This is a genomic window from Aurantimonas sp. Leaf443, assembly GCF_001425575.1.
In the GTDB taxonomy this organism is placed as follows: Bacteria; Pseudomonadota; Alphaproteobacteria; order Rhizobiales; family Rhizobiaceae; genus Leaf443.
In genome coordinates, this window is sequence record NZ_LMRD01000011.1 from 115,845 (window position 1) to 129,041 (window position 13,197).

Annotated in this window: 13 protein-coding genes; 7 read left to right on the forward strand and 6 right to left on the reverse strand. The window is 70.3% G+C overall.

The annotated features are described in order from the left end of the window. The first annotated feature begins 27 nt into the window (after positions 1–27). Genes ASG48_RS16220 through ASG48_RS16230 form a run of 3 tightly spaced genes read left to right on the forward strand, consistent with a single transcriptional unit; the run spans position 28 to position 2,685 of the window. Entirely contained in the window at positions 28–354 is a 327-nt protein-coding gene (locus ASG48_RS16220; protein WP_055852224.1) for a hypothetical protein, read from the forward strand. Next, positions 351–1,421 (forward strand): GTP-binding protein, encoded by a 1,071-nt coding sequence (locus ASG48_RS16225; RefSeq protein WP_055852226.1) that lies wholly within the window; start codon positions 351–353, stop codon positions 1,419–1,421. The genes ASG48_RS16220 and ASG48_RS16225 overlap by 4 nt, the downstream gene beginning before the upstream one ends. Before the next feature lie 31 nt (positions 1,422–1,452). Beyond that, positions 1,453–2,685, forward strand: a complete 1,233-nt coding sequence (locus tag ASG48_RS16230) for an extracellular solute-binding protein (RefSeq protein ID WP_055852229.1) — start codon at positions 1,453–1,455, stop codon at positions 2,683–2,685. Positions 2,686–2,687: 2 nt separating this feature from the next. Here ASG48_RS16230 and ASG48_RS16235 read toward each other — a convergent pair whose 3' ends face one another. The 3 genes from ASG48_RS16235 to ASG48_RS16245 form a co-directional block, all read right to left on the reverse strand. Beyond that, positions 2,688–3,278 (reverse strand): glutathione S-transferase N-terminal domain-containing protein, encoded by a 591-nt coding sequence (locus tag ASG48_RS16235; protein ID WP_055852232.1) that lies wholly within the window; start codon positions 3,276–3,278, stop codon positions 2,688–2,690. A 5-nt stretch (positions 3,279–3,283) separates the two neighbouring features. Further along, positions 3,284–4,009: a LamB/YcsF family protein gene (locus ASG48_RS16240; RefSeq protein ID WP_055852234.1), complete on the reverse strand. Its 726-nt coding sequence runs from the start codon at positions 4,007–4,009 to the stop codon at positions 3,284–3,286. A gap of 66 nt (positions 4,010–4,075) precedes the next feature. Further along, positions 4,076–5,041 carry a LysR family transcriptional regulator gene (locus tag ASG48_RS16245; RefSeq protein WP_055852237.1) on the reverse strand — a complete coding sequence of 322 codons (966 nt, stop codon included), beginning with the start codon at positions 5,039–5,041 and terminating at the stop codon, positions 4,076–4,078. A 140-nt stretch (positions 5,042–5,181) separates the two neighbouring features. Here ASG48_RS16245 and ASG48_RS16250 point away from each other — a divergent pair, with 140 nt between their 5' ends. From ASG48_RS16250 to ASG48_RS16265, 4 genes are read left to right on the forward strand one after another with little or no spacing between them, the layout of a single operon-like run. Continuing rightward, the gene (locus ASG48_RS16250) at positions 5,182–5,424 is read left to right on the forward strand and encodes an acetyl-CoA carboxylase (RefSeq protein ID WP_055852239.1); all 243 of its coding nucleotides are present in this window, start codon (positions 5,182–5,184) and stop codon (positions 5,422–5,424) included. A gap of 3 nt (positions 5,425–5,427) precedes the next feature. Continuing rightward, entirely contained in the window at positions 5,428–6,816 is a 1,389-nt protein-coding gene (locus ASG48_RS16255) for an acetyl-CoA carboxylase biotin carboxylase subunit (protein ID WP_055852242.1), read from the forward strand. Beyond that, the gene (locus ASG48_RS16260) at positions 6,813–7,682 is read left to right on the forward strand and encodes a carboxyltransferase domain-containing protein (RefSeq protein WP_055852244.1); all 870 of its coding nucleotides are present in this window, start codon (positions 6,813–6,815) and stop codon (positions 7,680–7,682) included. The genes ASG48_RS16255 and ASG48_RS16260 overlap by 4 nt, the downstream gene beginning before the upstream one ends. Further along, positions 7,679–8,677, forward strand: coding sequence for a biotin-dependent carboxyltransferase family protein (locus ASG48_RS16265; RefSeq protein ID WP_055852246.1), 999 nt, complete (start codon positions 7,679–7,681; stop codon positions 8,675–8,677). Before ASG48_RS16260 ends, ASG48_RS16265 begins: the two co-directional genes overlap by 4 nt. A gap of 44 nt (positions 8,678–8,721) precedes the next feature. Here ASG48_RS16265 and ASG48_RS16270 read toward each other — a convergent pair whose 3' ends face one another. From ASG48_RS16270 to ASG48_RS16280, 3 genes are read right to left on the reverse strand one after another with little or no spacing between them, the layout of a single operon-like run. Then, positions 8,722–9,975, reverse strand: coding sequence for a glycosyltransferase (locus ASG48_RS16270; protein ID WP_055852248.1), 1,254 nt, complete (start codon positions 9,973–9,975; stop codon positions 8,722–8,724). 1 nt (position 9,976) lies between these two features. Beyond that, complete coding sequence (locus ASG48_RS16275) at positions 9,977–11,302, reverse strand: HlyD family type I secretion periplasmic adaptor subunit (RefSeq protein ID WP_055852252.1); 1,326 nt, start codon at positions 11,300–11,302, stop codon at positions 9,977–9,979. Further along, positions 11,299–13,026: an ATP-binding cassette domain-containing protein gene (locus tag ASG48_RS16280; protein ID WP_055852255.1), complete on the reverse strand. Its 1,728-nt coding sequence runs from the start codon at positions 13,024–13,026 to the stop codon at positions 11,299–11,301. Before ASG48_RS16280 ends, ASG48_RS16275 begins: the two co-directional genes overlap by 4 nt. Between the last annotated feature and the right edge of the window lie 171 nt (positions 13,027–13,197).

The following is a 13,197-nucleotide window of genomic DNA, read 5'->3' on the forward strand; positions in this document are numbered from 1 at the left end:
CGGGCTTCGGCTCAACGGAGGCTTGCCATGTGTTCCCTCTGCGGCGTTCTCGGCGTCGACGATCACTGGAGCGACGCGGTCGCGCGGCCGGGCGTCTACTCGCGCAACGAGGAGCCGCGCGAGCGGCGGGCCGAGCGCACGCGACGCATCCGGGCGGCCAACGACGTGCTGCGCGCCTACCGCCTCTCGCTCGGCGACTGGCACGGTCGTGCCTATCTCCTCTCCACCGCCACCGGCAAGACGGAGGTGGTGGAGAACCTCGCCCATCTCTGGCCCACCGCCGAGGCGCTGTCGGGCCGGCTCTTCGACCCGCTCGATCCCGACCTCCTCGCCCGGCTGGAGGCCGCCTCGTGAGCACGGCGCCGACCTTCACCCCCGTCCATCTCCTCACCGGCTTCCTCGGCTCGGGCAAGACGACGCTCCTGCGCTCCATCCTGCAGGACGAGGCGTTGAAAGGCGCGGCCGTCCTCATCAACGAGTTCGGCGAGGTCGGGCTCGACCATCACCTCATCGAGCGCATCGACGAGACGACGGTGCTCCTCCAGTCCGGCTGCCTCTGCTGCACGATCCGCGGGGAGCTCGCCGAGGCGATGCGCGACCTCCTGTCGAAGCGCGAGCGCGGGCTGGTGCCGGCCTTCGACCGGCTCGTCATCGAATCGACCGGTCTCGCCGATCCCTTCCCGATCCTCTCCACGATCCGCGCCGACCCGGTGGTGAGCCACCATTTCACCGTCGCCGGCACCTGGGCGACGATCGACGCGGTGAACGCGCCGGAGGGGATCGACCGCCGCGGGGAGATGCGCAAGCAGATCGCGAGCGCCGACCGCATCCTCCTCACCAAGACCGACCTCGTGGACCGCCAGACCGCCGAGGCCCTCGCCGCCCGGCTCGCCCTCCTGAACCCGACCGCCGCGATCCGCGACGTGCGGGGCGACGACTGGGACGTCGCCTGGCTCCTGGCGGACACGCCCGTCGAGGCCGCAGACCCGGCGCCGCACGAGGCGCATCGGCATCACCGTCATGGCGCCGAGGGACACGGCCACCACGCCCATCACGGGCACGACCCGAACCGGCACGGAGACTCCATCGTCGCCTTCTCGATCGTGCCCGAACGCGCCGTCGACTGGACGCGCTTCGGCATCTGGTTGTCGATGCTGCTCAACCGCCATGGCGGTTCGATCCTGCGCGTGAAGGGCATTCTCGATCTCGAAGGCGAGACGCGGCCTGTCGCCGTCCACGGCGTGCAGCATCTCGTCCATCCGCCCACCCACATGGCGGCCTGGCCGAGCGAGGACCGGCGCTCGCGCCTCGTCTTCATCGTCGACGGGCTGGACCCCGAGCGCATCCGCCGCTCCTTCGAGGGCTTCGTCCTCGGCCCTTCGGCGAAGGCGGCCGGGCGCGGAAACGTCGAGGCGGCTTGACCGCGAGGCTCCCGGCCCGCAAAGGCGCGGCATGAACGACCTGACCGTGAAATCCCGGCCCGCGCCGGCCCGCCTCGCCGCCCCGGCCGTGCAGACGGATCCGCGCCCGATGCTGCGCATCCTCGGCACCGAGATCACGCTTCTGGAGGAGATCCGCGTCCAGGCGGAGGCCGATCTCGGCATCCGCATCGCCTTCGACTGCCGCAACTTCCAGGCGACCCAGCGCCATGCCGCCGGTTCGCCCGACGCGTTCGACATCTACGACCAGTGCTTCCACAATCTCGACATCGTCTGGTACTGGCGCGCCGTGCAGGCGATCGACACGGCGCGGATCGCGGCCTGGGGCGAGGTCAGCGAACTCACCAAGGAAGGCACGATCCGCCCCTCGGCGCGCGTCGGGCGCGGCGACGCGCCGGTGACGCGGCTCTACGTGCAGGCCGACGGCTCGCTCGGCTCGCGCGCCTCGCGCTTCATCTCGATGCTGCCGACGGTCCACAATTTCGACGCCTTCGCCTATGACGAGCGCGCCGTGGACGGGCATCCCGAACGCGTCACCAGCTGGAAGGCGCTGTTCGATCCCGCCTTCCACGGCCGCGTGGCGCTGGTGGACGAGCCGGCCATCGGCATCTTCGACGCGGTGCTCGCGGCCGAAGCCGCCGGTCTCATGCGCTTCGCCGATTCCGGCAATCTCTCGGTGGAGGAGATCGACGCGCTGATCGATCTCCTCCTGACGATGAAGGCGGACGGCCATTTCGCCGGCTTCTGGCAGACGGTGGACGATGCGACCGCCATGATGGCGGACCGGCGCATGGCGCTCGGCAGCATGTGGTCGCCCAGCATCGCCGCGCTCAAGCAGCGGCAGGTGCCCGTGCGACAGGCCGTCCCGGTCGAGGGCTACCGGGCCTGGCATGGCGGCCTGTCGCTCTCGGCGCGGCTGGAAGGGCGCCTTCTCGACGTCGCCTACGACTATCTCAACTGGTGGCTCTCCGGCTGGCCCGGCGCCGTGGTCGCGCGGCAGGGCTACTACATGTCCGTGCCCGAACGCATCCGGCCGCATCTGAGCGCGGCCGAATGGGACTACTGGTACGGCGGCATGCCCGCGGCGCGCGACCTGCCCGGCCCCGGCGGCAGGCCCTCCATCACGGCGGGCTCGCTGCGCTCGGGCGGCTCCTACTGGGACCGCGCGGCCAATATCGCGGTCTGGAACACGACGATGGACGAGCACAACTATCTCGTGCGCCGCTGGGTCGAGCTCGTCGGCTGAGATCACGGCGCGGGAAACCGCGTCGCGGCCATCGACGCCCGCTCGCCCGCCACCGCGAACCAGCCGGCGAGCGCCGGGCTCGCCTCTCGCCAGCGGGGGCCGACGCGGAAGTCCACGTAGGCGAGGAGGACCGCCGCGGCGATCGCGTCCATGCGCGGCCAGGCGTCGGCGAAGGCCTGGAAATCACGGTCGAGCGCGGCGATCCCCTTGGCGAGGCGCCGCTCGAACACCGCGATCGCAGCCTCGCTGCGCGAGGCCTCCGGCCGCGAGCGCTCGCCCTGGCGCGCGACGCCCGCATCCATGATGCCCGAGATCAGCGCCAGCCGCGTCTCGAAGCGCCAGTCCGCGGCGGCGGGATAGAAACCGACGTCCGACGAGAGACTGGCGAGGTAGCGGCAGATGACGCGGCTGTCGTGGATCGTGCCGTGCGGCGTGTCGACGAGCGTCGGGATGAGGCGCAGCGGGTTCGCCTCGTCGAGGAAGCGCGCTTCCGTCACCTTGACGACTTCGCGCGGCAGTTCGAGCCCCGCCTCGATCGCGAGGACCTCCACCATCCGCCCGAAGGGCGTCGTCGGGCCGGTATAGAGGCGCATGGCGCTCAGTCGAACCAGGGACGCAGCGCCTCGTTCACGGCACGGGCGAGTTCCACCGCGTTCGGCGTATCGGAATGGACGCAGACGCAGTCCGCCCGCATCGCAAATTCCGTGCCGTCGATGGCGGTCGCGACGCCCTCTTCCATCACCCGCACGGCGCGCCGCGCCGCATCCGCCGGATCCTTGGCCTCGTGCTCGCGGGTGATGATGAGCCGCCCCTCGGCATCGTAGTCGAGATCGACGTAATATTCCGCCCGGAAGGGAAGCCCGCGCGCCGTATAGACCTTCTCCTGGTTCGTGCCGGCCATGCCGAGCACGGGCACGCCGAAGGCCAGGGCGGCGTCGGCGATGGCCTCGGCCACCTCCTCGTTGCGCACCGCCGCGCCGTAGAGGGCGCCATGCGGCTTGATATGGTTGAGCGGCATGCCTTCGACGTCGAGAAAGGCCTTCAGCGCGCCGATCTGATAGAGAAGGCAGGCGGAGAGTTCGTCGCGACCCATCTTCATTTCGCGCCGGCCGAAGCCCTGCAGGTCGGGAAAGGACGGGTGCGCGCCGACGGCGACGCCCTGTGCCTTGGCCAGTGCCACCGTCTTGCGCATCACCACGGGGTCCGAGGCATGGAAGCCGCAGGCGACGTTGGCGATGTGGATGAGCGGCATCAGCCCCTCGTCGTCGCCGCAGCGATAGAGGCCGAAGCTCTCGCCCATGTCGCAGTTGATCTGAACGCCCATCGTCGTCTCCCCGTGGCACAGTGCGCCTCGAAGGGTCGCCGCCGGGCGGCGGCAGGTCAAATGGGATTAACTGGCGGGCGCCATCGACAAAATCGATGACGCAGCCGCGCGCTCCTCGGCACGGTGGTTGCCGACGCCGGTCAGGGCGAAGCGCAGGAAGTCGCGGAAGGCCTCGGCGGCGGGCGTCAGAGCCGCGCCGCGCATCCAGGCGAGGCCGACATCCATGGTCGGGATCTCCTCCTCCAGAAGCCGCGTCTCGATGCGCTGGCCCTCGAGCGACCAGGGCCGGTAGACCATGTCGGACAGGACGGTGACGCCCATGCCGCCCGCCACCATGGAGCGCACGGCCTCGACGGAGGAGGTGCGGAAGACGACGTCCGGCTCGATGCCCGCGCTCGTCCAGTACCGCAGCGCCGTCGCCCGCGCCTCGTCGACGGTGAGCATGACGTAAGGGTGGCGGGCGACGTCGGCGAGACCGACGCGGTCGAGCTTGGACAGCGCGTGGCCGGGCGCCATCCACAGGCGGCGGCGAGAGCGCGTGAGCGTCTCGAAGCCGATGGGACCGCCGGGATCGACATTCGACACGAGAAGCACGGCGATATCGAGCGCGCCGTCGCGCAGCGCCTGCTCGACGACGGTGCGCGGTGCCTCGAAGAGCTCGAGTTCGACGGCGGGAAAGCTCGCCGAAAAGCGCACGAGGTGGCGCGGCAGGAAATAGCCGGCGACCGTGTAGGTGACGCCGACGCGCAGCGGGCCCGCGACCTCGCGCGGCGCGACGCGCGAATGGCGCGTGGCCTCGGCGACGGCCATCAGGATATCGCGCGCCTGCTGCAGGAACCGCCCGCCCTCGAGCGTCACCGACACGCCGAGCGCGGTGCGGTCGAGCAGGCGGAACCCGAGCGCGCCCTCCAGCTGCTGGATCGCCGCGGTGACGGCCGATTGCGAGACGTTCAGCTCCACGGCCGCCTGCCCGATGCGCCCGGCTTCGGCCGCGGCCACGAAATAGCGCATCTGCTTCAGCGAGACGGACACGTCTGCTCCTCATTCGGCCCCGGACGCGCGACCTTATCGGTTTTTCAGATGGGGTGAATTCCTATTTGCGATTTTACACGCCGCCCCGGCTTTGCAAGTCTTTCGCCACGGTTCGCAACCATTGCGTAGGAGTGCTCCCGATGTCGGTCGTCACGATCATGGCCCCCCTTCCCGGCACGTTCTACCGCTCGCCCTCGCCCGGCGAACCGGTCTTCAAGACCGAGGGAGACACGGTGGCGGTCGGCGACACGATCGGCCTCATCGAGGTGATGAAGAGCTTCACCCCCGTCGTCGCCGAGACGGCCGGGACGCTGACCGCCTTCCATGTCGAGAACGAGGACGCCGTCATGGCCGGCCAGCCGCTCTACGATCTCGACGCCTGAACGATGGCGATCCGCAAGCTCTTCGTCGCCAATCGCGGCGAGATCGCGGTGCGCATCATCCGCGCCGCAAAGGATCTCGGCATCGCGACCGTGCAGGCCGTCAGCGCCGCGGACCGGGATATGCTGGCCGCGCGCCTCGCCGACGAGACGGTCGAGGTCGGACCCGCCCATGCCTCGAAATCCTATCTGAACGTCGAGTCGATGCTGCGGGCCGCGCTTTCCACCGGCTGCGACGCGGTCCATCCCGGCTACGGCTTCCTCTCCGAGAACGCCGCCTTCGCCGAGGCGGTGGAGACGGCGGGGCTGATCTTCGTCGGTCCGAAGGCCGAGACGATCCGCGCCATGGGCGACAAGGCCAAAGCGCGGGAGATCGCCGAAGGCGCCGGCGTGCCCGTCGTGCCCGGCAGCCAGGGCGTGATCGCGACGCTGGACGAGGCGGTGGGCGAGGCCTCGCGCATCGGCTACCCGGTGATGATCAAGGCCGCGGCCGGCGGCGGCGGGCGCGGCATCCGCGTGGCCGAGGACGAGGCGGCGCTGCGCGCCCAGTTCGGCGCGGCGAGCGCGGAGGCCAAGGCCGCCTTCGGCGACGGCGGGCTCTATCTCGAACGTTTCATCGCGCGCGCCCGGCATGTCGAAGTGCAGATCATGGGCGACGGAACGAACGTCGTGCATTTCTTCGAGCGCGAATGCTCGCTGCAGCGGCGGCGCCAGAAGATCTGGGAGGAGGCGCCGGCCGCCTGCCTCGATGCCGAGACGCGCCGCTCGCTCTGCGACTCGGCCGTGGCGCTCGCCCGGAGCGTCTCCTATCGCGGCGCCGGAACGCTCGAATATCTCTACGACGAGACGCGCGGCGACTTCCATTTCATCGAGATGAACACGCGCATCCAGGTCGAGCATCCGGTGACCGAGATGATCACCGGCTTCGACCTCGTGCGCGAGATGATCCGCATCGCCGGCGGCCAAGCCCTCTCGGTGCGCCAGGAGGACATCGTCCTGCGCGGCCATGCGATCGAGGTGCGCATCAACGCCGAGGATCCGGCGCTGGACTTCCGGCCCTCGCCCGGCACCGCGAGCGGCCTCGCCCTGCCCGGCGGCATGGGCGTGCGCTTCGACACGATGCTCTACGAGGGCTACGCGATCCCGCCCTTCTACGATTCCCTCGTCGGCAAGCTGATCGTCTGGGACGACACGCGCCAGGGCGCCATCGCGCGCCTTCGCCGTGCGCTGGGCGAGCTGCGCATCGAGGGCATCGCCACCACCGCGCCGCTGCACATGGCGCTCGCGCGCGAGCCCGACATCCTGGCCGGGCGGTTCCACACGCGCTGGCTCGAGGAGCGCGCGCTCCCGAGCCTTCAGGCGCCGGCCCTTCCCACGACGGAGACCGCGAGATGACGATGCGATATTCCTTCGGCGGCGACGAGCACATCTTCGTGGAAGTGAACGAGGAGATGTCCCTCCCGGCCTTCTTCAAGAGCCTGTCGATGACCAACGCGGTGCGCGAGAGCGCCATTCGCGGCGTCACCGAGATCTGCCCCTCCAACGCCTCGTTCCAGATCAAGTTCGATCCGGACGTGATCGCGCCGGACGACCTGATGGCGGAGCTGAAGAGCTTCGAGAGCGGCGCGCAGACGACCGACACGGTGATCTCCACCCGCGTCATCGAGGTGCCCGTCCTCTACGACGACCCCTGGACGCGCGAGACGCTGATGCGCTTTCGCGAGCGCCACCAGGATCCGGGCGGCACCGATCTCGACTATGCCGCGCGCATCAACGGGTTCGACGACGTGGAGGCCTTCATCGCCGCCCATTCGGGCGCGCCGTGGTTCGTCTCCATGGTCGGCTTCGTGGCGGGCCTGCCCTTCATGTACCAGATGGTCGAGCGCAAGCGGCAGATCGAGGTGCCGAAATATCTTCGGCCCCGCACCGACACGCCGCGCCTCACCGTCGGCCACGGCGGCTGCTTCGGCTGCATCTACTCGGTGCGCGGGGCCGGCGGCTACCAGATGTTCGGCATCACGCCGATGCCGATCTACGACCCCGCCCAGCGCATCAGCTATCTGCGCGACTTCATGATCCTCTTCCGCCCGGGCGACATCGTACAGTTCCGCCGCGTCGACCGCGAGGGCTACGACGCCGCCGTGGAGGCGGTGGACGGCGGGCGTTTCGAGCCGGTCATCCGCGACGTCCGCTTCTCCCTTGCCGATTTCCTCGCCGATCCGGACGGCACCAATGCCTCGCTCCTGAAGGTTCAGCCATGAGCGCCGCACACGACTACGCCCTCGAAATCCTGAAGCCCGGCCTGTCGACGCAGGTGCAGGATCTCGGGCGGCCCGGCTACTACCATCTCGGCATCCCGATCTCCGGCGCGATGGACCGCCACGCGCTCGTCGCCGCCAACCGGCTCGTCGGCAACGAGCCGGGCGCGGCGGCGCTGGAAGCGGTGTTCATGGGGCCGGAGATCCGGTTCGAGCGCGACGCGAGCGTGGCGGTGACGGGCGCGACCATGCCGCCGAAGGTGGACGGCGTCGAGCAGCCCGGCTGGACGGCGTTTTCCGTCAAGGCGGGCCAGGTCCTCTCCTTCGGCTATCTCAAGGCCGGCGCGCGCGCCTATATCGCGATCTCCGGCGGCGTGGACGTGCCGCTCGTCCTCGGCTCGCGCTCGACCTACGCGCTGGGCGCGCTCGGCGGCTTCGAGGGACGGCCGTTGAAGGCCGGCGACAGACTCTCGCTCGGCGTGCCGTCCGGTGCGGCGCGCGAGGGCGCGAGCGTGCCGGGCGATCTCCGCCGCCTGCCGGGTTCGCCGCCCACCCTGCGCGTGCTGCCCGGCCTCTACTGGCACCGCATCACGGAAGGCTCGCAGGCGCGCTTCTTCGAGGACGAGTGGAAGGTGGCGCCCGAGGCGGACCGCATCGGCTACCGGTTCCGCGGCGGGCGCAAGCTGGAGTTCGAGCCGCGCGAGCAGCCGTTCGGCGCGGGCTCGGACCCGTCCAACATCGTCGACAGCTGCTACCCCTACGGCTCGATCCAGGTGCCGGGCGGCACGGAGCCGATCGTGCTCCACCGCGACGCGGTCTCGGGCGGCGGCTACTTCATGCTCGGCACGGTGATCTCGGCCGACATGGACCTGATCGGCCAGTTGCAGCCGCATCAGGCGGTGCGCTTCGAGGCGGTGACCATGGACGAAGCGCTCGCCGCGCGGCGCGAGGCCCGGCGCCTCGCCGACGGGATCGCCGAAGCTCTGAACCAGCGCTGATCGCCGCCGATCGCGCGGATGGCCGAGACCGCGATCCAGAACGATCAGCCGCGCGTCGCCAGCGCGAGATAGGCCTCCACCATCGCCTGCGGCGCGGTCGGCGGCCGCGTCCCGGCGGCAAGCGTCGGCCCGAGGCTCGGGTCGGCGAGAAGGCGGCGGAGCGCCCGTGCGAGGTCGCGGGCGTCGCCGGGGGCGAAGAGGAGGCCGTCGGTCCCGTCCCGCACCCTCTCGGCGATGCCGCCGAGGCGCGATCCGATCACCGGCCGCCCGCGCGCGAAGGCTTCCGCGATGACGAGCGGGGCGTTCTCCCACCAGGTCGACGGGACGAGGACCGTATCGACGGACGCCATGCGCGCGTCGAGGTCGCCGGGCGCATAGGCGCCGTGCCACGTCACGATCCCGGCCGCCTCCAGCGGCTCGGCGAGCCGGCGCACGAGCGCGCGATACCATGGCTCCTGCGCCTCCAGCCGGCTCGCGTTCACACCGAAGCGAAAGCGGGCACGCGACGCCGGCTCCAGCACGTGCAAGGCCGCGAGCGCGACCTCCAGCCCCTTGCGCGGCCGTGCCTGCCCGAAGAAGCCGAGGCGGATCGGCGCCTCGAACCGGGGTGCGGGCATGGTCGATCCTTCGACGCCGTTGCCGATCACCGCGATGCGCGCGCCCTCCAGCCCCCAGTCGACATAGCGCGCCTTCAGAAAGGCCGAAGGCGCGACGAAGGCGTCGAGCGCCGCGAAGGCCGAGAGCATCCGCGCGCGCCGTCGGTCGAAGAGGTCTTCGGGCTGGTCGGGAAAGCAGCGGTGGCACGCGGCCGCGCCGCTCCGGGCGCAGAACGTGCCGGCCGGGCCCGTCGTCACCATCAGACCCTGGTTGCGGCAGATCGCGACATAGTCGTGGAGGGTGAGGACAAGCCTTGCGGCCGGCAGGGCGGCGCGGATCTCGGCGAGCGTCTCCAGCCCCATATGGACGTAATGGTGCAGGAAAACGACATCCGGCGAAAGCTCGGCGAGGAGGTCGGCAAGGCCGCGCCCCGGAGGCGCGTCGCAGGGCGCGCCCCGCATCAGCGGCCAGTCGGCGATCTCGCCGCGCACGAGATATTCGCCCTCGCGAAGACGACCCACCGCGCCGATGGGCAGACGCGGCTCGGCGGTGCGCGCGAGGAAGGCGGCGGTCTCGACGCCGGGATGCGAGCGGAGCGCCCGGAAGAGCGTGTAGGCCGCGATCTCGCCGCCGCCCGGCCCGAAATCGGGATGGCCATGGGCGACGACCAGCACCCGCCGCCGTTCGGCCGCCCGCTCCATCTCAGCGCTCGCGGAAGGCTTCGTCGAGATTCTCGGCCACCGGCGCCACGAGATATTGCAGCACCGAGCGCCCGGCCGTCGGGATGATGACGGCCGCCTCCATGCCCGCCGTCAGCTTGCCGCGGATCTCTTCGGGCACCGCGTCGCGGTTCACCGCGACCTCGACGGCGAAATAGGGCGGGATGTTCGGATTCGCGTCGGCGATGGCGTCGCGCGAGACGAATTTCAGCGTGCCCGACAGTTTCTCCCGCTTGTACTTCATCAGCGAGGCGGGGTTGATCTCCACCGCCATGCCTTCCTTCACCCGGTCGATGTCGGCGGGGGTGATCTTGCCCTTGACGACGAACTCGTCGCTCTCCGGCACGATGTCGAGGATCAGCTCGCCCGAGCGCAGGACACCGCCGACCGTGAAGAGGCGGCTCTGCTGGACGCTGCCCGCGACGGGCGCGCGGATCGCGGAACGGGCGAGCAGGTCGAGCGCCACCTGGCGCTCCTGACGGAACTGCGAGATCTGCTTGCGCAGTTCCACGAGGGCGTTGGAGGCCTCCTGCCGGTAGTCGCGCTTCAGCGCCTCGCCGCGCAGCCGCAGTTCGGAGATCTTGCCCTCGCCCTTCTTGGCGTCGTTCAGCGCCTTGCTGAGCGAGCCCTCGAACTGCACCTTCTGGCGCTCCAGAACCGTGACGCGGCTCATGGCGACGAGGCCCTTGGCCAGCAGCGGCTTCACCGACTGCAGTTCCTTCACCACGGTTTCCAGCTGCTTGCGCGCCGAATCCGCATCGAGCCGGGTCTGCTCGATATCGTTGCGGGTCTGCTTGATCTGCGTCTCGACGAGTTCGAGGGAGGAGTTCAGCACCAGCTTGCGGATCTCGAACTCGCGGTGGTTGTCGTCGATCTCGGCGCGGTCGCCGGGGCCCAGAAGCGTCGCCACCTCGTCGGGCACGAGGATGTAGTCGACGAGATCGCGCTGGGCGACGAGGCGCGCCTCGGTGGCCAGAGCGTTGGCGAGCGACTGGGCGAGAACCACGGCCTGCGCCTCGGCGCGCGTCGTGTCGAGGCGGATGAGCGTCTGCCCTTCCTCGACGCGGTCGCCGTCGCTCACCAGGATCTCCGAGACGATGCCGCCCTCCAGATGCTGCACGGTCTTGCGGTGCGACTCCACGGAAAACGTGCCCTGCAGCACGACGGCGGAGTCGATATGGGCGAGCGCCGCCCAGCCGCCGCAGACGCCGACCGACAGGAAGAGGACGAGAAAGCCCATGCGCAGCGAGGCGCGCCAGTTCGTGGCGGGCTCGGGGGCGGCGGAGAGGACGAGGGCCGGCGCGCTCACGGGCCGTAGGTCCCGGTGCGCGGCAGTTCGATCAGGGGTGTCGGTTCGGGCGTCTGGCCGCGGAAGCGCGGCAGGCGGTTGAAGATCTGGTCGCGCGTGCCGAGCGCCTGCACGGCGCCCTCGTTGAGGACGAGGAGGTCGTCGCAGAAGCCCAGGAGGCTGATGCGGTGCGAGACGACAATGACGGCCGCCCCCTTGTCGCGCAGCGCGCGCATGGTGCGGCCGAGCATCTGTTCGGCGCCGGCGTCGAGATTGGAGTTCGGCTCGTCGAGGACGACGAGGCGCGGATCGCCGTAGATGGCGCGGGCCAGCGCCACGCGCTGGCGCTGGCCGCCGGACAGGATGTGCCCGCCGGTGCCGAGGCGCGTGGCGTAGCCGTTGGGAAGGCCGCGGATGATGTCGTGGATCGCGGCGGCCTCGACGGCGGCGAGGATCTTCTCGCTCGTGGCCGCCGGATCGAAGCGGGAGATGTTCTCCGCGATCGTGCCGGGCAGGAATTCCACGTCCTGCGGCACGTAGCCGATATGCCGGCCGAGATCGTCCTGGCTCCAGTGCGACAGGTCCTGCTCGCCGAAGACGATCGTGCCGCGTCGCAGGCTCCAGATGCCGACGAGCAGCCGCGTGAGGCAGGACTTTCCGGCTCCGCTCGGCCCCACGATGCCGAGGATGCGGCCGGGATGGAGGACGAAGGACACGTCCTGGATGACCGGCTTCTCCAGCCCCTGCGGGCCGCCGACGACGCGCGTGACGACGAGCGGGCCCTGCGGCATCGGCAGCTGCAGGTGCCGCGGCGCGCTTTCGACGGCGCGCAGGAGGGCGTCCAGGCGCCGGGCGGCCAGCACGAAGGACTGGATCGAGTTCCAGTTGGTGATGAGATGCTGCAGCGGTCCCTGCGCGCGCATCAGGAGCATGAGGACGACGAAGAGCACGCCGATATGGATCTGCCCTTCGAGGAAGAGGAACCCGCCGAGCCCGTAGACGAGGATCATCTGACCGTTCTGAATGACGCGCGGCAGGAGGCCGAGGCGCGCGGCGCGGGTCTGCGCCACGCTGCGCCAGCCGAGGCCGTCGCGGTGCAGGCCGTACCAGCGCTCGGTGAGCCAGGGCAGCATGCCCATGGCGCGCAGCGTCTCGGCATTGCGCGAGACGGCCAGCGCGAACTCGTTGGCCTCCATGTCGGCCCGCTGCGCCGCCTTCAGGTGGCCGGACACGGCATGGTGGGTCGTCACCGACATGACGGCGGACAGGGCCAGAAGCCCGAGGATGAGAAAGCCGAACGGGGCGGAGATGAAGAACATCGCGACCACGAAGATCGGCGACCAGAAGGCGTCGATCAGGGCCGAGAGCGAGGGGCCGCACAGGAAGCGGCGCGTCGTCTGGAGGTCGGCGAGCGCCTGGGCGGGCGTGCCGTCGGCGTTCTTCTTGTCGCGGTTGAACGCGTCGAAGCAGATGCGCGTGAGCTGCTGGTCGACGACCGTGCCCATGCGCTCCAGCGTCTGCCCGCGGATGACCTCGAGCAGCGTGTAGGTGATCGTCAGGACGGCGGCGATGACGATGAGCGTGACGAGCGTCGCCGCGTTTCGGCTCGTGCCGACGCGCTCGATGATCGCCATCGGCACGAGCGACATGGCCATGAACAGGAACGGGAAGAAGAACCCGAATGCGAAGAGACCGGCATATCCGATTGAGAAGCCCCGCAGAACGCCGAGCAACGGCGAGGACATGACGGGGTTCACTCGCAGGCCCCGCAGCCGTTCGCGGACCGCGCCCCGCGCGCCGTCGTTCCCGGCCCGGAGGGGGCTTCGGGTCCGCAGGCCTCAGGCTCTGACGGGACGGGGCTGCACACGTTGGACGCGCTTCTCGTTGCCGCGCATGCCGGCGCCAAGGAAGGCGCC